The sequence below is a fragment of the Rhodococcus sp. 11-3 genome (assembly GCF_023704055.1).
GTDB classification, from domain to species: Bacteria; Actinomycetota; Actinomycetes; order Mycobacteriales; family Mycobacteriaceae; genus Rhodococcus; species Rhodococcus aetherivorans.
The window spans coordinates 1644281-1665035 of the sequence record NZ_CP080406.1 but is presented as its reverse complement, the minus strand read 5'-3'; the positions used below and the strand labels follow the sequence as shown (position 1 = coordinate 1665035).

General features: G+C 72.2%; 19 protein-coding genes. 10 read left to right on the top strand and 9 right to left on the bottom strand.

What is annotated here, in order from left to right; genetic code table 11:
* Positions 1 to 1245, bottom strand: a complete 1245-nt coding sequence (locus KZJ41_RS07885) for an APC family permease (protein WP_006938915.1) — start codon at positions 1243 to 1245, stop codon at positions 1 to 3.
* A 45-nt stretch (positions 1246 to 1290) separates the two neighbouring features.
* Here KZJ41_RS07885 and KZJ41_RS07880 point away from each other — a divergent pair, with 45 nt between their 5' ends.
* The 4 genes from KZJ41_RS07880 to pth all read left to right on the top strand — a co-directional run bounded on the left by KZJ41_RS07880 (position 1291) and on the right by pth (position 5513).
* Positions 1291 to 2469 carry an aminotransferase class V-fold PLP-dependent enzyme gene (locus KZJ41_RS07880; RefSeq protein ID WP_006938916.1) on the top strand — a complete coding sequence of 393 codons (1179 nt, stop codon included), beginning with the start codon at positions 1291 to 1293 and terminating at the stop codon, positions 2467 to 2469.
* A gap of 89 nt (positions 2470 to 2558) precedes the next feature.
* Positions 2559 to 4028: an FAD-dependent oxidoreductase gene (locus tag KZJ41_RS07875; RefSeq protein WP_065923519.1), complete on the top strand. Its 1470-nt coding sequence runs from the start codon at positions 2559 to 2561 to the stop codon at positions 4026 to 4028.
* A gap of 205 nt (positions 4029 to 4233) precedes the next feature.
* The gene (locus tag KZJ41_RS07870; RefSeq protein ID WP_006938918.1) at positions 4234 to 4839 is read left to right on the top strand and encodes a 50S ribosomal protein L25/general stress protein Ctc; all 606 of its coding nucleotides are present in this window, start codon (positions 4234 to 4236) and stop codon (positions 4837 to 4839) included.
* Between the two features lie 101 nt (positions 4840 to 4940).
* Complete coding sequence (gene pth / locus KZJ41_RS07865) at positions 4941 to 5513, top strand: aminoacyl-tRNA hydrolase (protein ID WP_006938920.1); 573 nt, start codon at positions 4941 to 4943, stop codon at positions 5511 to 5513.
* Between the two features lie 40 nt (positions 5514 to 5553).
* Here the strand turns inward: pth and KZJ41_RS07860 are convergent, their stop codons facing one another.
* Positions 5554 to 7188, bottom strand: coding sequence for a fatty acyl-AMP ligase (locus tag KZJ41_RS07860; protein ID WP_065922877.1), 1635 nt, complete (start codon positions 7186 to 7188; stop codon positions 5554 to 5556).
* 199 nt (positions 7189 to 7387) lie between these two features.
* On the opposite strand from KZJ41_RS07860, the gene KZJ41_RS07855 reads away from it, so the two are divergent.
* Both KZJ41_RS07855 and KZJ41_RS07850 read left to right on the top strand, forming a co-directional pair.
* Positions 7388 to 9055, top strand: coding sequence for a peptide chain release factor 3 (locus tag KZJ41_RS07855; RefSeq protein ID WP_006938923.1), 1668 nt, complete (start codon positions 7388 to 7390; stop codon positions 9053 to 9055).
* Between the two features lie 85 nt (positions 9056 to 9140).
* On the top strand, positions 9141 to 9674 hold the full coding sequence (locus KZJ41_RS07850; protein WP_065922878.1) for a hypothetical protein: 534 nt from the start codon (positions 9141 to 9143) through the stop codon (positions 9672 to 9674).
* A gap of 126 nt (positions 9675 to 9800) precedes the next feature.
* Here the strand turns inward: KZJ41_RS07850 and KZJ41_RS07845 are convergent, their stop codons facing one another.
* The 4 genes from KZJ41_RS07845 to KZJ41_RS07830 form a co-directional block, all read right to left on the bottom strand.
* Complete coding sequence (locus tag KZJ41_RS07845; protein ID WP_029542103.1) at positions 9801 to 10838, bottom strand: enoyl-CoA hydratase/isomerase family protein; 1038 nt, start codon at positions 10836 to 10838, stop codon at positions 9801 to 9803.
* Between the two features lie 83 nt (positions 10839 to 10921).
* On the bottom strand, positions 10922 to 11368 hold the full coding sequence (locus KZJ41_RS07840; RefSeq protein WP_006938929.1) for a glyoxalase/bleomycin resistance/extradiol dioxygenase family protein: 447 nt from the start codon (positions 11366 to 11368) through the stop codon (positions 10922 to 10924).
* A 28-nt stretch (positions 11369 to 11396) separates the two neighbouring features.
* A complete protein-coding gene (locus tag KZJ41_RS07835) occupies positions 11397 to 11876 on the bottom strand; it encodes a nuclear transport factor 2 family protein (RefSeq protein WP_050034781.1) in 480 nt (159 codons plus the stop codon).
* Positions 11877 to 11977: 101 nt separating this feature from the next.
* Positions 11978 to 12607 carry a TetR/AcrR family transcriptional regulator gene (locus tag KZJ41_RS07830; protein ID WP_029542101.1) on the bottom strand — a complete coding sequence of 210 codons (630 nt, stop codon included), beginning with the start codon at positions 12605 to 12607 and terminating at the stop codon, positions 11978 to 11980.
* A gap of 100 nt (positions 12608 to 12707) precedes the next feature.
* On the opposite strand from KZJ41_RS07830, the gene KZJ41_RS07825 reads away from it, so the two are divergent.
* From KZJ41_RS07825 to KZJ41_RS07815, 3 genes are read left to right on the top strand one after another with little or no spacing between them, the layout of a single operon-like run.
* Positions 12708 to 14222 carry an acetyl-CoA acetyltransferase gene (locus KZJ41_RS07825; RefSeq protein WP_251550414.1) on the top strand — a complete coding sequence of 505 codons (1515 nt, stop codon included), beginning with the start codon at positions 12708 to 12710 and terminating at the stop codon, positions 14220 to 14222.
* Positions 14219 to 15013 carry an enoyl-CoA hydratase-related protein gene (locus tag KZJ41_RS07820; protein WP_006938937.1) on the top strand — a complete coding sequence of 265 codons (795 nt, stop codon included), beginning with the start codon at positions 14219 to 14221 and terminating at the stop codon, positions 15011 to 15013. The genes KZJ41_RS07825 and KZJ41_RS07820 overlap by 4 nt, the downstream gene beginning before the upstream one ends.
* Entirely contained in the window at positions 15010 to 16167 is a 1158-nt protein-coding gene (locus tag KZJ41_RS07815) for an acyl-CoA dehydrogenase family protein (protein WP_006938938.1), read from the top strand. The genes KZJ41_RS07820 and KZJ41_RS07815 overlap by 4 nt, the downstream gene beginning before the upstream one ends.
* A gap of 27 nt (positions 16168 to 16194) precedes the next feature.
* On the opposite strand, the gene KZJ41_RS07810 is transcribed toward KZJ41_RS07815, so the two are convergent.
* Positions 16195 to 16755: a PadR family transcriptional regulator gene (locus KZJ41_RS07810; protein ID WP_043800364.1), complete on the bottom strand. Its 561-nt coding sequence runs from the start codon at positions 16753 to 16755 to the stop codon at positions 16195 to 16197.
* Between the two features lie 52 nt (positions 16756 to 16807).
* On the opposite strand from KZJ41_RS07810, the gene KZJ41_RS07805 reads away from it, so the two are divergent.
* A complete protein-coding gene (locus tag KZJ41_RS07805; protein ID WP_251550412.1) occupies positions 16808 to 17989 on the top strand; it encodes an NAD(P)/FAD-dependent oxidoreductase in 1182 nt (393 codons plus the stop codon).
* 7 nt (positions 17990 to 17996) lie between these two features.
* On the opposite strand, the gene KZJ41_RS07800 is transcribed toward KZJ41_RS07805, so the two are convergent.
* Together KZJ41_RS07800 and KZJ41_RS07795 are read right to left on the bottom strand one after the other, a co-directional pair.
* Entirely contained in the window at positions 17997 to 19796 is a 1800-nt protein-coding gene (locus KZJ41_RS07800) for an ABC-F family ATP-binding cassette domain-containing protein (protein WP_043800361.1), read from the bottom strand.
* 23 nt (positions 19797 to 19819) lie between these two features.
* Entirely contained in the window at positions 19820 to 20746 is a 927-nt protein-coding gene (locus tag KZJ41_RS07795; protein WP_006938943.1) for a 4-(cytidine 5'-diphospho)-2-C-methyl-D-erythritol kinase, read from the bottom strand.
* Positions 20747 to 20755: the final 9 nt, after the last annotated feature.

Here is a 20755-nt window from a genome sequence, read left to right as displayed (position 1 = left end):
TCACGGCACGGCCCGGCGCGTCGCCCGTGCGAGGACACCGACCGCCAGCACGGCGGCGCCGACCCCGACGGCGCCCGGCGGCAGCGTCAGTGTCAGCGCGACGCACCCGACGGCCCCGATCACCTGCAGGAATCGGGGGTAGCGACGGTGCTCGTCCCGCTGGGTGAAGGCGGACAGGTTCGCGACGAGGTAGTACACCAGCACCCCGAAGGATGAGAATCCGATCACTCCGCGCAGATCGACGGTCGCGACGAGCAGGCACACCACCGCGGCGACGGCGAGTTCGGCCCGGTGCGGCACCGCGAACCGCGGATGCACCGCCGCGAGCGGGCGCGGCAGATCGCCCTGCCGCGCCATCGCGAGTGCGGTGCGGCCGACGCCCGTCACGAGGGCGAGCAGGGCGCCCAGCGACGCGACCGCGGCCCCGGCCACCACGACGGGCGCCGCCCACGCCCAGCCGCCCGCGCGGACCGCGTCGAGCAGCGGCGCGCTGCTCGACGCCACCCGGTCCGGCCCGAGGCACGCGAGCAGGGTCACCCCGACGACGGCGTAGAGCAGCACCACGAATCCGAGGGCGCCGACGATCGCGCGCGGGATGGTCCGGCGCGGCTCGCGCACCTCCTCACCGAGCGTTGCGATCCGCGCGTAGCCCGCGAAGGCGAAGAACAGCAGGCCGGCCGCCTGCAGCACCCCGTACGCGCCGCCGCCGACGGGGCCGAACGGATCGGCGGGCTGCGCCCCGGGGCCGGCCCAGCTCGCCGTCACCGCCACGGCGAGGGCGACGAGCACCAGCGCCACGATGATGCGCGCGAGCCGGGCCGTGCGGGTGATGCCCCGGTAGTTCACGGCGGTCAGGGCGAGGACCGCGGCGACGGCGACCGGCCGCCGCCACGGTTCCGGCACGGCGTAGGCGGCGAAGGTCAAGGCCATCGCCGCGCAGCTGGCGGTCTTGCCGATCACGAAGCCCCAGCCCGCCACGAAGCCCCACCACGGCCCGAGCCGTTCCCGGCCGTACACGTAGGTGCCGCCGGACGTCGGATACTGCGCGGCGAGCTGCGCCGACGACGTGGCGTTGCAGTACGCCACGACTGCGGCGACGGCCAGGCCGACGAGCAGGCCCGCGCCGGCCGCGGCGGCGGCCGGCGCGAACGCCGAGAACACCCCCGCCCCGATCATCGCGCCGAGCCCGATGGCGACGGCGTCACCGGTGCCGAGCCGGCGCTGCAGGGGTGTCGGTTCGCTCACGCGTACATTCCAACCACGAAGACATGAACGGGAGGTACGTCCTCGATGCTCGACCTGCAACGCGCCCGTCGGGACACGCCCGGCTGCTTCGACCGGGTCTTCCTCGACAGCGCTGGCTCGTCGCTGCCGCCCACCCCGGTGCTGGAGACGACCGTCGCGCATCTGCGGCGCGAGGCCGAGGTCGGCGGGTACGTCGCGGCCGCGGAACGCGCCGGCGACCTCGCCGCGGTGAAGACCTCGATCGCGCGGCTGATCGGCGCGGAGGCGTCGTCGATCGCGCTGGTCGAGAGCGCCACCCGGGCGTGGGCGAGCTTCTTCTACTCGGTGCCGCTCGGCGAGGGCGACCGGATCCTGCTCACCCGCTCCGAATACGCCAGCAACGCCGTCTCCGCGCTGCAGCGCGCCCGCGCGACCGGCGCGACGGTGGAGACGATGCCCACCGACGCGCTCGGCCGGATCGACGTCGACGCCCTCGGCCGCACCCTCGACGAGCGGGTCAAGCTGGTGTCCGTCGTGCACGCCCCGACCAACGGCGGGCTCGTCAACCCGGTGCGGGAGGTGGCCGACGCCGCGCACGAGGTCGGTGCGCTGGTGCTGCTCGACGCGTGCCAGTCCGTCGGCCAGCTGCCGGTAAGCGTGCCCGAGTTCGACGTCGACGCGCTCTCCGCGACCGGTCGCAAGTGGCTGCGCGGACCCCGCGGCACCGGCTTCCTCTACGTCCGCCCCCGGCTGATCACCGAGCTCGAACCGGCCGTGCTCGACCTGCACAGCGCGCAGTGGACGGCCCCGGACGAGTACCGGGTCGCCGACGACGCGACGCGGTTCGAGCTGTGGGAGACCAACGTCGCCGCCCGCCTCGGGCTCGGCGCCGCCGTCGACTACCTGCTCGACTTCGGTGTCGACGCGGTGACCGAGGCGGTCGCCTACCGGGCCGAGCACCTGCGCGACGGGCTGGGCCGGATCCCCGGCGTGGCCGTGCGCGACCTCGGCAAGGAACACAGCGGCATCGTCTCGTTCACCGTCGACGGCTGGGATCCGGCGCACCTGCGCGAGGCGCTGGCCGCCGAGGCGATCACGGTCACGGTCAGCGGGCGCGGCTCGACGCTGCTCGAGATGTCGGCGCGACGGCTCGAGTCGGTGGTGCGGGCCTCCCCGCACTACTTCGTCTCCCCCGCCGACGTGGACCGGTTCCTGGCGGCCGTGCGGTCGCTCACCCGGTCCTGACCGTCCCGGCAACCGGGACAGCCGGTACCGCTCCCCCAGGTCGCGTGGTCAAGGTGTGCGAATCCCCGCACCACTTCGAGAGGATCGCGATGACCGAGACCAGTCCCGTCCGTCCTGTTCCCGTCGACCGGATCCCCGCCTGGGATCTCGAGGCCGACGTCGTGATCGCCGGATACGGCATCGCCGGTGTCTGCGCGGCCATCGGCGCCGCCGACGCCGGAGCCGACGTGCTGGTGCTGGAACGCACCGGCGGGTGGGGCGGCGCGGCCGCCCTCGCCGGCGGGTTCGTCTACCTCGGCGGCGGCACGACCGTGCAGCGGGCCTGCGGGTTCGAGGACTCGGTGGACGACATGCGCGCGTTCCTGACTGCGGCACTCGGACCGGGCGTGGACGAGGAGAAGATCGCCGCGTACTGCGCGGGTTCCGTCGCGCACTTCGACTGGCTCGTCGGGTGCGGGGTGCCGTTCAAGCACGAGTTCTGGGGCGAGCCCGGGTGGGAGCCACCCACCGACGCGGGCCTGCAGTACACCGGCGGGGAGAACGCGGCGCCGTTCCACAGCGTCGCCCGGCCCGCGCCGCGCGGTCACGTGCCGCAGATGAGCAACAAGCGCACCGGCGAGCAGGGCGGCGGCTACATGCTCATGAAGCCGCTCGCCGAGAAGGCCGCCGCGCTCGGGGTCCGCGCCGAGTACGACGTGCGGGTGCAGACCCTCGTCACCGATGCGTCCGGACGGGTGGTCGGGCTGCTGGCCAAGCGGTACGGCACCGACCTGGCGATCCGGGCGCGCCGAGGGGTCGTTCTCGCCACGGGCAGCTTCGCCTACAACGACGACATGGTGCGGGCGTACGCGCCGCATCTGGTGGGCCGTCCCGCCGCGTCGATCGAGGAGCACGACGGCCGGGCGATCCGGATGGCGCAAGCCCTCGGCGCCGACCTCGCGCACATGAACGCGACCGAGGTGGCGTTCTTCTGTGATCCTCAGCTGATCGCGCGCGGCATTCTCGTCAACGGGCGCGGCCAGCGATACGTGCCCGAGGACACCTACCCGGGCCGCATCGGTCAGCTGACCCTGCTGAAGAACGACAACGAGGCGTTCCTCGTCATCGACGAGGCGGCGTACGAGGCGGGGATCGCAGCCCCGACGTCGTCGGAGCAGCTGCGGCATCAGCCGAAATGGGTGTGCGAGACCGTCGCCGACCTCGAGGCCGAGATGGGTCTGCCCGAGCAGGCGCTGCAGTCCACGGTGCAGCTGTACAACCGGCACGCCGCACGGGGCGAGGACCCGCTGCTGGGCAAGAAGCGCGAATGGGTGAAGCCGATCGGTTCGCCCGTCGCGGCGATCGACCTGCGCGGCATGACCGGCGGGTTCACGCTCGGCGGCCTGCGCACGAGTCTGGACTCGGAGGTGCTGCACGTCGACGGCACGCCGATCCCGGGGCTGTTCGCGGCGGGACGGGCGGCGGCCGGGCTGTCGGCGTGGGGATACTGCAGCGGCATCTCCCTCGGCGACGGCAGTTTCTTCGGCCGGCGGGCGGGCACCGCCGCCGCGCGCGGCTGAGCGCAGGGCGGCGTTCGACTGGCCCGGGCGGATCCGGTAGAGTCGTTCGAGTTGTCTCGGCGAGGGTGAACCGCGAAATCGCTGGCTCACCGTGATCGACGCGGCTGCGGCTCCGCTCGAGCGTGTCCACGCTCCTGGCCGCGCGCGTCGCCCCTCGCCGGGAAGACCGCCCCAGTTCGAGCCATATGCGTAGGAGCCTTTCAGCATGTCCGACGAAAACCGTCTCGTAGCCGCCGTCCGTACCGAGTTCGGCAAGGGTGCCGCCCGCCGCGCCCGCCGCGACGGTCAGGTCCCCGCCGTTCTGTACGGCCACGGCACGGACCCCAAGCACCTCGCCCTCCCGGCCCGTGAATTCGCGGCCGTGCTGCGCGCCCACGGCACCAACGCCCTGCTGACCCTCGAGGTCGACGGCGGCGAGGAGCTGGCGCTGACCAAGTCGGTCGTCGTGCACCCGATCCGCAACTACATCGAGCATGCCGATCTGCTCGTCGTGAAGAAGGGCGAGAAGGTCACCGTCGAGGTCCCGCTCGTGGTCACCGGCGAGGCCGCCTCCGGCACCCTGGTCGTCAACGAGGTCAGCACCGTCCAGCTCGAGGCCGACGCCCTGAACCTGCCCGAGCAGGTCGAGGTGTCCATCGAGGGTGTCGAGGCCGGTACCCAGATCCTCGCGAACAACGTGCAGCTGCCCGCCGGTGCGACCCTGCAGGGCGACCCGGAGCTGCTGCTGGTGAACGTGGTCGCCGCACCGACCGCCGCCGCGATGGAGGGCGAGACCGCGGAGGGCGAGGCCGCCGAGGCCGAGGAGGCCTGAGCCCCCACCGGCTCCGCGTGACGTGACGAGCGGCGCGTCATCCCACGGGATGACGCGCCGCCGTCGTGACAACACCCGCCGCAACGGAAGGACACCGCCAAGTGAGCGACGGCACCGCCCTCGTCGTCGGGCTGGGCAATCCCGGCCCGCAGTACGAGAAGACCCGCCACAACGTCGGCTGCATGGTGGCCGACACGCTCGCCGCCCGGGTCGGCGGAAAGTTCAGCGCGCACAAGCGCAGCAACGCCGACATCGTGCAGGCCCGCCTCGACGGCCGGCAGGTGATCCTCGCCAAGCCACGCACCTACATGAACCTCTCGGGCGGGCCGGTCGCCGGACTCGCGCGGTTCTTCTCCGTCGAGCCCGCCGACGTCGTCGTCCTCCACGACGAGCTGGACCTGGACTTCGGCACGATCCGGCTCAAGCTCGGCGGCGGCGAGAACGGCCACAACGGGCTGCGGTCGATCTCGAGTGCCCTCGGCACCAAGCACTACCTGCGCACCCGCATCGGGATCGGCCGCCCGCCCGGCCGCATGGACCCGGCCGACTACGTGCTCAAGCCGTTCTCCTCGACCGAACGCAAGGACCTCGACCTGATCCGCGAGCAGGCCGCCGACGCGGTGGAGCTGTTGCTGCGGGTCGGCCTGGAAGAGGCGCAGAACAGGCTGCACTGAGCGCGGCGTCAGCCGCCCAGCAGGTGCACTGAGCGCGGCGTCAGCCGCCCAGCAGGTGGACGGAGCTGCCACGGCGCAGCTTGCCCGACGACGTCTTCGGGATGCTGCCCGGCCCGAGCACCGCGACGGTGCGCGGCCGCACCCCGACCTCCGCGACGACCGCGTGCACGACGTCGTGTTCGATGCGGCGCACCTCCTCCGGATCGTCGATCCGGTTGGTCTCGACGGCGACCGCGAACGACTCGCGTTTGTCGCCGGCGTCGAGGCGGATCGCGACGGCGTTGCCGGGGCGCACGCCGTCGACGCTGCACGCGGCCCGTTCGATGTCGGTGGGATAGACGTTGCGCCCGCCCATGATGATGACGTCCTTGACGCGTCCGCACACCACGATCAGGCCGTCCTCGGTGAAGTAGCCCACGTCGCCGGTGTCGAACCAGCCCTGCGAGTCCTGCGCGGGCACCGGACCGTCGACGGTGAGGTAGCCGTGGGTGACCGCCTTGCCGCGCAACTGGATGATGCCGACGCCGCGGGGCGGCAGCAGCTCCCCGTCCTGGCCGACGACGCGGCCCTCGAGGCCGGGCACGAGGTGGCCGAGAGTGGGCAGGCGACGGGCGTTGGACCGGCTCGACGGCACCGCCATCCCGCCGGCCTCGAGCAGGTCGGGGTCGACGAGATCGAGGATCTGCCCGCGTCCGGGGTCCGGCACCGAGACCGCGAGGGTGGTCTCGGCCATGCCGTAGACCGGCGCGAGCGCGGCGGGGTCGAGGCCGAACCGGGCGCCGGCGGCGGCGAGGGCCTCCATGGTGTCCGGGTCGACCGGCTCGGCACCGTTCCACATCCACCGCACCGACGACAGGTCGACCGCGCCGTCGGGCGCCTGCGCAAGCTTGCGCGCCAGCAGCGAGTACGCGAAGTTCGGTGCGGCCGTTACGGTTCCGCGGTACTTGCTCATCAGCTCGGCCCACAGCAGCGGGGACCGCAGGAAGTCGAGCGGGGTCACGGAGACGACCTCGGCGCCGACCTGCATGGGCACGCTGAGGAACCCGACCATCCCCATGTCGTGGAACAGCGGCAGCCAGCTGACCATCACGTCGTCGTCGAGGGAGAACTTGATCCGCTCGATCATCGCGTACGCGTTGACGTAGAAGTTCTCGTGCGTGATCTGCACGGCCTTCGGGGATCCCGTGGACCCGGAGGTCAGCTGCTGCAGCGCGATGTCCTGTTCGTCGGTGGGCAGCGGGTCGACGGGCGTGCCGGCGTCCATCTCGGCGATCGTGACGACGGGGATGCCCCGCTCGGCGAGCAGCGGCGCGGCGATCTCGAAGGGGGCGCCGAGCACCACGGTGCGGGCGCCGATCATGCCGATGACGACCTCGGTGTCGCGGGCCCACAGGGCCAGGTCGGTGCGCGGGGTGGGCTGGTGCAGCATCGTCACCGAGGCACCGCGCATCCACACGGCCTGGCAGGCGGGGGCGATGTCCACCGGATTCCCGGCGAGGATGCCGACGGCGTCGCCGTGGCCGATGCCGGCCGCGGCGAGGGCACCGGCCATGCGCCGGGCCTGCTCGTGGATCTGCCCCCACGTCTGCCGCAGCGGGGCGTCCGGCTCGCCGGTGACCAGAGCATGCGGCGAGCGAGCCGCGGTCTCGTACATCTCGTCGGTGAATCTGCTCACGAACCACTCCTCACGCCGGATACGACCACGCCCAGGGTGCCCCCGATCCGCGCCGAGGGGGAGTCTCTTCGGCGAATGTGACCGAATCTGGCGGAAATCGACATTCAATCGCCGAGTAACATGGACGAGTTGTCTGCGATGCGCGAGCCGCCCGCGCGCATCCACGAGCCGCACATCCGCTTCGAGAGGTTCTCCTGCGTTGACTACCCCGCCCGTTTCCACCGGCAACGACGCCGGCAACACCGCCGTGTCGTCGAAGGAAGTGCTCGCGGAAGCGGGTCGCCGCCGCACCTTCGCAGTGATCTCCCACCCGGACGCCGGCAAGTCCACGCTGACCGAGGCGCTGGCCCTGCATGCGAAGGTCATCGCGGAGGCCGGTGCGGTGCACGGCAAGGCCGGGCGCAAGTCCACCGTGTCCGACTGGATGGAGATGGAGAAGGCCCGCGGCATCTCCGTCAGCTCCACGGCGCTGCAGTTCAACTATCGCTCCGAGGAGTCCGGCGACGACGTCGTCAACGTGATCAACCTCGTCGACACCCCCGGCCACTCCGACTTCTCCGAGGACACCTACCGGGTGCTCACCGCCGTGGATGCGGCGGTGATGCTCATCGACGCCGCCAAGGGCCTCGAGCCGCAGACGCTCAAGCTGTTCCAGGTGTGCCGGCACCGGGGCATCCCCGTCATCACCGTGATCAACAAGTGGGACCGGCCCGGCCGGACCCCGCTGGAACTGCTCGACGAGATCGACGAGCGCATCGGCCTGACCCCCACCCCCCTGTTCTGGCCCGTCGGCATCGCCGGCGACTTCCGCGGCCTGCTGCGCCGCGGCGAGGACGGCGCACCGGTCGAGTACGTCAAGTTCACCCGCACCGCCGGCGGCGCGAAGATCGCCCCCGAGGACCGGCTCTCCCCCGGCGAGGCCGAGGACCGCGAGGGCGAGACGTGGATCGAGGCGGCCGAGGAGTCGGAGCTGCTGTCGGCCAGCGGGCAGGACCACGACCAGGAGCTGTTCCTGGCCGGGCAGACCTCGCCGGTGATCTTCGCGTCGGCGATGCTCAACTTCGGTGTCCGGCAGATCCTCGACACCCTCGTCGCGCTGGCGCCGCCGCCGCGCGCCCGGCTCGACGTGAACGGCAACTCCCGCAACGTGGACGACCCGTTCAGCGCCGTGGTGTTCAAGGTGCAGGCGGGCATGGACACCGCGCACCGCGACCGCCTGGCGTTCATGCGGGTGGTGTCCGGGGTGTTCGAGCGCGGCATGGTCGTCACGCACGCGCAGACGGGCAAGCCGTTCGCCACCAAGTACGCGCTGACGGTGTTCGGCCGGGAACGGTCCACGGTCGAGAACGCCTACCCCGGCGACGTGGTCGGCCTGGTCAACGCCACGGCTCTCGCGCCCGGGCACACCCTGTACGTGGACAGGAAGGTGGAGTTCCCGCCGATCCCGTCGTTCGCGCCCGAGCACTTCTCGATCCTGCGCGCCGAGAGCGCCTCGAAGTACAAGCAGTTCCGCAAGGCCGTCGATCAACTCGACTCCGAAGGCGTGGTGCAGATCCTGCGCAACGACATCCGCGGCGACGCGTCCCCGGTGATGGCAGCCGTCGGTCCCATGCAGTTCGAGGTGGTGGCGGCCCGGATGAAGGCCGAGTACAACGTCGAGCCGCGGATGGAACCGCTCGGCTACGCGCTGGCCCGCCGCACCGACGCGGCCTCGGCGGACGAGCTGAACCGGCAGCGCGGCGTCGAGGTCTTCACCCGCTCGGACGGGGTGCTGCTGGCGCTGGTGAGCGACAAGTGGCGGCTGCAGTACATCCAGAAGGAACTTCCCGAGCTCACCCTCGAGCCGCTGGTGGCCACCGCCGATTAGGGACGCCCGTGGTGCGTGGGGCTGGTGTTACTGGTAGTTTGCTGTGCCGTCGAGCCGACCGAGCTCGCGGATGTCAGGAGCGTTCATGGACGACGACTCGGCCGCACCGACCGACGGCACGCCGCTGCGCGGCCGTTCCGACCCGGCGGACGAGTCGCCGGGGCCCAAGCGGGCGGGCACCTTCGTCTATCCCCTGCCGGGAACCCTGACCGGTAACGGCGCGTCCGCCCCGCACTCGGTGGGAAGCCACGCGGCGGACCACGACGTCGCCGACGAGGCCGGTGGCAACGGCACCGATCCGCTCTCGCTGCCGAGCTTCGACGAGATCGTCGCCGGCACGAACGGCGTCGCCGCGGACAGCACGCCGACCGCCGCGTCGCGCCGCAACTCGATGGGAGTGGCATCCGTGCGGATCGCGGCGCGACTGGCGCACACCGAACTCGCCGCCCGCGCGCAGCGGCCCCCCGCCTCCGACCCGACGATCGGCACCGACGAACTGCTCACCCTGCTCGGCGAGTACCTCGTCGCGGGCGGGTTCGAGAACCCGGAGATCCGCGCCGTGCTGGGCGGCCAGGAGATCGTCGTCGACCTGCTCGCGCCGCAGCGCAGCGCACGCTGACGCCCGCATCCGCGCCCCCGCCGGTCGGCAACGCACGAAACAACCCGCACTGCTGAGGATTTCGTGCGCGGATGCGTCGTCTCGTCGCGCCCCACTCCCCGCGCGGGACTGCGGCCGGCCGAGCGTCTACTCCCGGAACAGCCCCGCGACGACGGCCGGGTCCACCTCGCCGATCCCCCGCGGCGACCACGACGGGTTGCGGTCCTTGTCGACGAGCACCGCGCGCACCCCCTCGGCGAAGTCGGGCTCGGCGGTGATCCGCACCGCGACCTCGAGTTCCCGCGCGAAGCACTCGCCCAGGGTGCTCTCGGCGCCGCGACGCAGCAGCTCCGCGGTGGCCCAGAGGCTCGTCGGGGACGCCGCGCACAGCGCCGCGCGGGTGGTGACGGCCCACTGCTCGTCGAGGTCGTGGTCGCCGGAGAGCCGTTCGACGGCGTCGGCGACGGTGCCGTCGCCGAACACCGCGTCGATGTCGGCGTAGCGGTCGGCGATCGCCGATGCGGGGGCCGCCTCGGCGAACTCGTCGAGCGCCAGCTGCCAGTGTCCCTCGCGGATCCGGTCGGCGAGGGCTTCGATCCGGTGACTGGGAACGAAGTGGGTGGCCAGGCCGACGGCGATGGCGTCGCCCGCGTCGGCGCGGGCGCCGGTCAGCGCCAGATACAGGCCGACCGCGTCGCAGCGGGCGGTGGTGCCGCGCAGCCGCGGCAGGAAGTGGCTGGCGCCGACGTCGGGGATGAAGCCGATCGCCGTCTCCGGCATCGCCAGCATCGCCTTCTCCGTCACGACGCGCACCGCGCCGTGTACCGAGATGCCCAGCCCGCCGCCCATCGTGACGCCGTCGAGGAGCGCGAGATACGGCTTGGGGTAGGTGGCGACCAGTTCGTCGAGCCGGTACTCGTTCGCGAAGTAGTCCCGCACCGTGGCGGTGTCGCCGGCCACGGCGGCGTCCCGCACCGGCTTGATGTCGCCGCCCGCGCAGAACGCCCGGTCGGATGCGCTGGTGACCAGCACCGCGGTGATCTCGGGGTCGTCGCGCCACGCCAGCAGGGCCTCGTACATGTCGCGGATCATCGACGAGTCGAGGGCGTTGAGCGCCACCGGCCGGTCGAGCACCACCTCGCCGATGCCGTTGGCGACGCGGGTGCGGATGAAGGTGTCGGTCACGGGGCGGAGCCTACCGGGCCGCTCCCCCGACGGCCGATCGTGTGAGCCCGGCGGCGCGCGTGTCGAACTCGGCGCACCGCGGCCTACTGTCCGGTACCGGCGGTGCCGTCCTGCCGGCGACCGGTCGGGGGGCCGATGAGCAGCCAGCGGTGCCCGAACGGATCGAGCAGCGTGGCGTTGCGGTGACCGTGGCTCTCGGCGATCCAGCGCTCGACGGTGCCGCCGGCGTCGTGGGCCTTCGCGAGAACGGCGTCGGTGTCGGCGACCGGCAGCATCAGGCTCACCGACGTCGCGCCGGCCTCGGGCGCGGCCAGGCCCATCTCGGGGAACTCCTCCGCGAGGTAGACCATTCCGGTCGGAAAGACCAGCTCGGCGTGCCCGATCCGGCCGTCCTCCAGCACCACGGGGTCCGCGGCCAGTGTCGCGCCGAACACCTGCCGGTACCAGTCGATGGCGCTGCGGGCGCGCGCCACGATGAGATACGGGAGCGCACCGGCCCGGGGGAAGACTTCGGTGTCGGTCGCGGTCATCGGGCGGGGTCCCCTCCTCTCGGGTGGTTCAGGATGCGCGGGGCGGCTGCTGCAGCAGCGACCACCGGTTCGACGTGAGCCGGAAGCTGGGCATGTCGGACACGGATGTGACTGTCTCCCAGTTTCTTTCGTATCCGGTATGGGAGATGCGCCAGCGCCCGTCGGAGCAGCGCACGTAGCGGTCGTGGTAGTAGGCGGACCCGCGCATCACCAGCCCGTCCTCGGGCACCACCACCGTGTCGGCCAGGAACCAGATGCCCGTGGCCGTGTCGCCCTCGACGTCGATCTCGGGATGGCCACAGTGATGTTCGGTGATGACGTGGGATCCGAGGGTGTTCTCGAGGAAGTTCAGGAACGCGTCGCGCGACTCGAAACTCAGGTGCTCGCCGTAGACGGCGGTGGCCTCGGGAACCATGGTGTCGGCCAGTTCGATCCACGACTTCGTGTCGAGCGCCCGCGCGTAGCGGTACTTCAGCCGCTCGATCTCACCTATCGCCTGCAGATCCATTCTCGCGCCTCCCACCACAGGTAAGACCTGTCAGCCAGGCTAGCCGGGATCACCCTCGGAGGGTATCGATTTCGGCGGCTCGCCGGGCAATTCGATTGCAGTTAGGTCACGGCACCTGGATCGTGTTCCCGTTCCGCGACCAGCGCCCGGATCGCGGCGTCGACGAGCGTGCGGGCATAGGCGTCGTCGTCCGCCGCCGATCCCGGGTCGGCGAGGGAGAACAGCACGTGACTGAGCGCCGCGCCGGTGACCATCTCGAGCAGCAGGGTCACCGAGACCGCCGGGGGCAGCTCGCCCCGCTCGACCGCCCGCAGCACGATGGTGCGGGCCGCGACGAGGCGGCTCCGGTTGAGCGTGGTGGTCAGGTTGGCCAGCAGGTCCGGGTGCACGCGGGCGTCGAGCGCGACGCGCAGGCTCACCAGCCCGGGCGTGGTGCGGTAGCCGCGCAGCAGCTGGGTGACGAGCTCGACCAGGTCCGAGCGCAACGATCCGGTGTCGATCGGCACCGGCAGCGGGCTGCGCGCCTCGAGGGCCTGCACGAGCAACTCGTCCTTGGTGGCCCAGCGCCGGTACAGCGCCGCGCGGCCCACCCGGGCGCGCCTGCCGACCGCGTCGATGGTGAAGCCGCGCCAGCTGGTCTCGGAGTAGACCTCGATCACCGCGTCGTAGACGCGGTCCTCGAGGTCGGCGTCGCGGGGTCGGCCCCGGCGACGGACGGTCGGCTCGGTCACGGTCTGCAGTGTGCCAGACACCCCACCCCATTTACAGACTGAATCAGTCCGTATTAGTGTGCGGGTGACCGATCCCAGGACAACTCCCCCGAGGACCGCCATGACCGACCCTGCCCGGGTACCCGTCGTCGTCGGCGTCGGCGACCTGCGCTCCGGACGCGCCGGCGCCCCCGCCGACCCCCGCGAACCGCTCGACCTGATCCACGAGGCCGCCGTGGCCGCCCTCGCCGACTCCGGTGCCGACGGACTCGCCCAGCGCATCGACTCCGTGTACGCCGTCAAGACCGCGAGCTGGGCGTACGACGACCTGCCCGCCCTGCTCGCCGCGCGTCTCGGCGCCGCAGCGGTCCGCACCCACACCAGCCCCATCGGCGGGCACTGGCCGGCCGCCCTGCTCGACCGGATCGCCCACGAGATCGCCACCGGCGCCGCGGGTGTCGCGCTGCTCGTCGGCGGCGAGTCCCAGGCCTCGGTCACCGCCGCGACGAAGACCGGCACCGACCCGGCCACGCTCGGCTGGACCACCGACCCCGGCGGGCCGCCGGCGTTCGACCCCGACGACCTCGGCAGCCCCGCCATGCAGCGCGCCGGGATGATCGCACCCACGCGCGTCTACCCGCTGTTCGAGACCCGGCTCAGCCACGAACTCGGTCACTCCCGCGACGAGTCGCTGGCCTGGTCCGCCCAGCTGTACGCCGCGTTCTCGGAGATCGCCGGCCGCAACCCCGCCGCCTGGAACCCGGACCTGCGCACCGCCGAGGACATCACCGCCGTCGGCCCCCGCAACCGGATGGTCACCGCCCCGTACCCGCTGCTGCTCAACGCGATGCCGTTCGTCGACCAGGCGGCCGCCGTCGTCGTCACCTCCCTCGCGACCGCCCGCGAGCTCGGCGTCGCCGAGGACCGGATCGTGTACGTGTGGGGCGGTGCGGGCGCGACCGAGCCGGCCGACATCCTCGCCCGCGCCGACTTCGACCGGTCCGCGGCGCTGGCCGACGCCCTCGCCCGCACCCTCGAACGCACCGATCTCCGGCCGGCCGACCTCGACATCGTGGACGCCTACAGCTGCTTCCCCGTGGTGCCGAAGCTGCTCATCGAGCACCTCGGCCTGCCCCGCGAGACCGTCCCGAGCGTCACCGGCGGCCACTCGTTCTTCGGCGGACCGCTCAACAGCTACACGCTGCACTCGTTCGTCGCCGTCACGCGCCGGCTGCGCACCGACGCCGAGATCGCCCTCGTCCACGGCAACGGCGGCTACCTGACCTACCAGCACACCGTCGTGCTCGCCGCCGCCCCGCACACCCGCGGGTACGTCGGCGACCCCGAGCCCCGCGTGCTGACCGCCACCGCACCCGAGTTCGCCGCCGACTACACCGGAGAGGTCGAGATCCACACGGCCACCGCAGAATACGGGCGCGACGGCCACCCGGCGATCGGGTTCCTGGTGGGCACCACCCCCGACGGCCGCCGGGTCTCCGGCTACACCGATGCGGCGGGCGCGGCGGTGCTCGCCGGCGGTCCCGACCTCGCCGGCCGCACCGTCCACGTCGTCGACCGCGGTGGCGCCCTCACCGTCACCCTGACCGACCCCGTCCCCGAGGAGACCCCCGCATGACCGAGCCCGTCGTCCTGGTCGAGCAGCGCGGCCACACGTTGCTCGTCACCATCAACCGGCCCAAGGCCGCCAACAGCATCGACGCCGACGTGCACACCGGCCTCGGCGAGGCGTGGGAACGCGCCGACAAGGATCCGGACGTGCGCGTCGTCGTCCTCACCGGCGCCGGGGACAGCGTGTTCTGCGGCGGCGCCGATCTCAAGGCGCTCGGCACCGCCGGCCCGGGTGGGGTGACCCCGCCCGAGACCGCGCACTGGGGCTTCGCCGGCGTGGTCAGGCACCACATCACCAAGCCGATCGTCGCGGCGGTCAACGGCACCGCCCTCGGCGGCGGTACCGAGCTCGCCCTCGCGAGCGACCTCGTCGTCGCCGCCGACACCGCCGAATTCGGGCTGCCCGAGGTCCACCGCGGCCTCATCGCCGGCGCCGGCGGCGTGTTCCGGATCGTCGAAGCCCTCCCGCGGGCCGTCGCGATGGAGCTCGTGCTCACCGGCAAGCCGATGGCCGCGGCCGACGCGCTGCGCTGGGGTCTGGTCAACCGCGTCGTTCCGCGGACCGACCTCCTCACCACCGCGCTCGAACTCGCCGACCTCGTCGCCGCCGGCGCACCCCTGGCCGTGCAGGCGAGCAAGACGATCGCGCGCGGGATCGTCGACGGCATCGTCCCGTCCGAGGAACAGGCGTGGGCCGCGACCGACGCCGCCCTGGCCCGACTGACCACCAGCGCCGACACCCTCGAGGGCGTCATGGCCTTCATGGAGAAGCGCACACCCATCTGGAGCGGACGATGACCACGACGTTGAACAGGGAAACCTGGGACACCCCCGAGCGGGCCGCGCTGCGCCGGCTCGCCGCCGACTTCACCCGCAAGGAGATCCTCCCGCACCTCGACACCTGGGAGCGCGAGGGCGCCGTCCCGCCCGAGCTGCACCGCACGGCGGCCGACGCCGGGCTGCTCGGCGCCTCGGTCGCCGAGGAGCACGGCGGTTCCGGCGGCAACCCGCTCGACATGCTCGCGATCCTCGAGGAGATCATCCTCGCGGGCGGCTCGTCCGGCCTGATCTCCGCGTTGTTCAGCCACGGCATCGCCACCCCGCACATCGTCGCGTCCGGGAACCGGGACCTGATCGAGCGGTTCGCCCGGCCCGCCCTCGAGGGCCGGATGATCGGCTCGCTGGGTATCACCGAGCCGGGCGGGGGTTCCGACGTCGCGGGCATCCGGACCACCGCCCGCCGCGACGGCGACGAGTACGTGATCAACGGCGCCAAGCTGTACATCACCTCCGGCACGCGCGCCGATTTCGTCACCACCGCCGTCCGCACGGGTGCGGCGGGAGCCGGGGGCATCTCGCTGATCGTCGTGCCCACCGGCACACCGGGATTCACGGTCTCGCGCAAGCTCGACAAGATGGGCTGGCTGTGCTCGGACACCGCCGAACTGTTCTACGACGACGTGCGGGTGCCCGTCGCGAACCTGATCGGCGAGGAGAACAGCGGGTTCGCACAGATCGCGCAGCAGTTCCAGGGCGAGCGGCTCTCGCTCGCGTTCCAGGCCGTCGCCACCGCGCGGCGTTGCTACGACCTGGCGGTGGAGTGGGTCCGTTCGCGCGAGACGTTCGGCCGGCCCCTGTCGAGCCGTCAGGTGGTGCGCCACCGGCTCGCGGAGACGGCAACCGAGATCGCTGCGGCCCACACCTTTTGCCGCTCCGTCGCCGAACGCTGGGTGAACGGCGAGGCGATGCTGCTCGAGACGTCGATGGCGAAGAACTTCGCCGTCCGGGTGTGCGACCACGCGGTGATGGAGTCGGTGCAGCTCTTCGGCGGCCTCGGCTGCATGCGCGAGAGCGAGGTCGAACGCCACTTCCGCGATGCCCGCGTTCTCGGCATCGGCGGCGGCACCACCGAGATCATGAACGAGATCATCAGCAAGCTGCTGGGATTGTAGGCGGCTCGGGGCGGGTCGCCCGCGCGCTCACCAGCGCAGGCGGCCCGCGGCGATGTCGTCGGTGAGCGCGCGCACGTAGCCGAGCTCGGCTGCCAGCACGGCCCGCCGGTACTCGTCCTCGACGACGAACAACCGCGGCAGGAACGCGGCCGCGCCCGCCAGGCCGGCGGCCAGCGCCTCCAGGTTCCGCTCGAGCGCCGCGACGCGCGCCCGCAATGCTGCGGCCGCCTCGTCGGGGGTGAGACTGGGCAGAAATGCCAGAGCGGCCGGGAATTCCGGGAATTCGCGTGCCGGTTCGGCGAGCATCGTCGTCAGCCATTGCCGCAGGATCATGCGCCCGGGCTCGGTGAGCCGGTAGGTGGTGCGCTCGGGGCGGTTCTCGGCCCGCTCGGTGGCCTGCACTTCGATCAGGCCGTCGCGCAGCAGCCTGTCCAGTGTCTGATAGACGCTGTTGCGCTGCGCGACGTTGACGACGTCGTCCTTGTGCCGCTCCTTGATCAGCTGCTGGATCCGGTAGGCGTGCATGGGTTCCTCGGAGAGCATCGACAACAACGCCATGGCGAGGACCGATCTGCGCGGTGTGGCCATCGGTGGAGCATATCCACCCGTCCGTCATGGTCATTTTATGTATAGTGTAAGTATGACTAACACCGTAGCGATCATCGGAGCGGGCATCGCCGGACCGGTCACGGCAATGGCGCTACAACAGGCGGGACTCCACCCCGTCGTCTACGAAGGGCACGACCGGATGGCGGACGGCGTGGGCGCGTTCCTCACCGTCGCCACCAACGGCCTCGAGGCGCTACACCTGCTCGACCTCGACCTTGCCGGCGTCGGCATGGAGACCCGCCGGATGCGCATCTGCAGTGGCACCGGGAAACTGCTGGCCGAGTTCGACAACGGCGGCGTGACCTCGTTCGGCGCGGCAAGCCGCACCCTCCGGCGCGCCGACCTCTATCGAGTGCTCCGCGACGAGGCTCTGCGTCGTGGCGTGCGAATCGAATACGGCAAACGCCTGGCCGACGCCCGCCCCTGCGGCGACGGTGTGCGGGCCGACTTCACCGACGGCACGTCGGCCGAAGCGCACCTGCTGATCGGGGCGGACGGGCTGCACTCCCGCACGCGCGCGGTCCTCGACCCCCACGCCCCCGAGCCCTGCTACCTCGGCCTCCTCAACACCGGCGGGTTCGCGAAGGGCCTGCGGCTCGACGTGGAGCCGGGCACGGCGCACTTCGTCTTCGGCGCGCGGTGCTTCTTCGGGTACCTCGCCCACCCCGACGGTGACGTGTGGTGGTTCGCCAACCCGGGCCGGCGCACCGAACCGGCCCCCGGGGACCTCGCCGCGCTCACCCCGGATCGGTGGCGCGACGAACTGCGCACCCTCTTCGCCGCCGACGCCGGTCCCGCGCTGCGGATCGTCGATGCCACCGAGGAGATCGTCCGCGGATGGAGCACCTACGACCTGCCCACCGTCCCCACCTGGCGCACCGACCGTATGGTACTCGTCGGCGACGCGGCGCACGCCGCCTCGCCGTCGTCGGGACAGGGTGCATCCATGGCCGTCGAGGACGCCCTCGTGCTCGCCCGGTGCCTGCGCGACATCCCCGGCACCGCCGACGCGCTCGCGGCCTACGAGCGCCTGCGCCGCGGCCGGGTCGAGCGAATCGTGGAGCAGGGCAGGCGCAACGGCAGCTACAAGTCCGTGGGCCCGGTCCGCCGGATGCTGCGCGACGCGGCCCTGCCGGTGATCCTGCGCGCTGCGTCCCGTCGGGACAACCAGCGCTGGATCTACGACTATCGCGTCCCGGAGACAGTCCGGTAACCGATCCCTATTCCAGTTCTCCCGCCAGCTCCATCCACTGCTCCTCGGCGGCCTCCTTCTCCGCGACCACGCTGCGCAGCTCGGCGTCGAGCTTCTGCAGGCGATCGGGGTCGGTGGCCGCGTCGGCGAGGTCGTGGTGCAGCTTCTCCTCGCGCTCGGTCAGCTTCGCCACGCTCCGCTCGAGCCGTGCCAGTTCCTTGCGGGCGGCGCGCTCGGCCGCACCGTCGCGCTTCGGTTGCGCCGCAATCTGATCCGGAGTCGACGCCTTTGCCACGGTGGAGGCCGACGACGGGATGTCCCCGTCGCCCAGCGCCGCGCGCCGGCGCAGGTACTCGTCGATCCCGCCCGGGAGGTTGGTGAGCCTGCCGTCGCCGAACAGCGCCCACGTCGAGTCGCAGATCCGCTCGATCAGGTAGCGGTCGTGGGAGATGACCACCATGGTGCCCGCCCAGCCGTCCAGCAGGTCCTCGAGCTGCTGCAGGGTGTCGATGTCCAGGTCGTTGGTGGGCTCGTCGAGCAGCAGCACGTTCGGCTCGGCCATGAGCACCCGGGTCAGCTGCAGCCGTCGGCGCTCGCCGCCGGAGAGGTCGCCGACGGGGGTGCGCTGCCGCGCCGGGGTGAAGCCGAGCCGTTCGGCGAGCTGGCCGGCCGAGATCTCCTTGTCCCCCAGGGTGATCCGCTCAGCCACGTCCTTGACCGCGTCGAGCACCCGCAGGTCGGTGGGCAGGTCGTCGAGTTCCTGTCGCAGCCAACCGATCTCGACGGTCTTGCCCTGGATGCGACGACCCGACGCCGGTTCGAGTTCCCCGGCGAGGGTGCGCAGCAGCGTCGTCTTCCCCGATCCGTTGACCCCGACCAGGCCGATCCGCTCGCCCGGGCCGAGCCGCCACGTGAGGTCGTGCACCAATTCCCGGCCGTCGGGGGTGGTCAGCGTCGCGTCCTCGAGTTCGATGACCACCCGGCCGAGGCGCCGTTTGGCGAACGACGCCAGCGCCACCGTGTCCCGCGGCGGCGGCACGTTCGCGATCAGCGACTCCGCCGCCTCGATGCGGTAGCGCGGCTTCGAGGTGCGCGCCGGAGCCCCGCGCCGCAGCCACGCCAGTTCCTTGCGCGCGAGGTTGCGGCGCCGTTCCTCCATCGCATCGGCCTGCCGGGCCCGCTCGGCGCGGGCGAAGATCCAGTCGTTGTAGCCGCCCTCGTAGCTCTCCACCTGCCCGTTCACGACCTCCCACGTGCGGGTCGCGACGGTGTCGAGGAACCACCGGTCGTGGGTGACGACGACGAGGGCGCTGCGCCGGGCGAGCAGGTGCTCGGCGAGCCACTGCACGCCCTCGACGTCGAGGTGGTTGGTGGGTTCGTCCAGCACGAGCAGGTCGAGGTCCTGCACGAGCGCGGCCGCGAGCGCGACGCGCCGTCGCTCGCCGCCGGAGAGACCGTCGACGAGCGCGTCGAGACCGAGCCGGTCGACGCCGATGCCCGCGAGGACGGAACGGATCCGGGCGTCGCCGGCCCACTCGTGCTCGGCGACACCCAACGGCCCGAGCACGACCTGCCCGACCGTGGACCCGGGCGGCAGAACCCCGCGCTGGGTGACGACCGCCATGCGCAGCCCGCCCACCCGGCTGACCCGGCCCGAGTCGGGCTCCTCGAGGCCGGTGAGGACCTCGAGCAGGGTGGTCTTGCCGCCGCCGTTGAGGCCGACGACGCCGATGCGTTCACCTTCCTGCACGCCGAGGGACACCGAGTCCAGCAGCGGCTTGATGCCGAAGGACTTCGAGACCTGTTCGAGGTTGATCAGATTCGCCACGCGGAGCAATGCCTTCCGAGAGATCAGTGGTGGGAGTTGTCGACGACGCGCGCGCCCGGGACCGGCCCGGAGGCCACGCGCACCGTCCGGCACACGCCGGCTCCGGCCAGCTCGGCGCTCACCGTCACCGCCGCGGCGGCGTCGGCGCACAGGAACGCGCATGTGGGTCCGGACCCGGAGACGATGCCCGCCAGGGCCCCGGCCTCCACGCCCGCGCGCAGGGTGCGCCGCAGCGCGGGCTCGAGCGACAGGGCAGCGGCCTGCAGGTCGTTGCCCAGCAGCGGCGCCAGCGCGTGGGGATCGCCGGCGGCAAGCGCCTGCAGCAGACTGTCGAGTCCGCCGACCCGGGGCGGGGAGCCCTCGGCCCGGAGCCGGTCCAGCTCGCGGAACACCACCGGGGTGGACAGGCCGCCCTTGGCGAGGGCCAGCACCCAGTGGAACGTGCCGCGGGAGAGCACGGGCACCAGGCGCTCGCCGCGCCCGGTGCCGATGGCGGTGCCGCCGTGCAGGCAGAACGGGACGTCGCTGCCCAGTTCGGCGGCGAACTCGTCGAGGTCGTCGCGGGTGAGACCGAGCCCCCACAGGGCGTCGAGGGCGACGAGCGTGGCGGCGGCATCGGTGCTGCCGCCGGCCATGCCACCCGCGACGGGAATGCCCTTGTCGATCGTGATGGCGACCTCGGGTGCGCGTCCGGCGCGCTCGGCGAGCAGGGCCGCCGCCCGCCACGCAAGGTTGCCGGCGTCGGTGGGGACGGCCGCGGCGTCGGCACCGCGTACCCGCAGGCTCAGCGTGTCGGCGCGGGCGACGGACACCTCGTCGCTCAGCGACAGTGCGTGGAAGACCGTGCGCAGCTCGTGGTATCCGTCGTCGCGCAGGTCACCGACGGCGAGGTGCAGATTCACCTTGGACGGCGCCCGCACGGTGACGGGGCTCGGAACGACGGACAGCACGGATATACA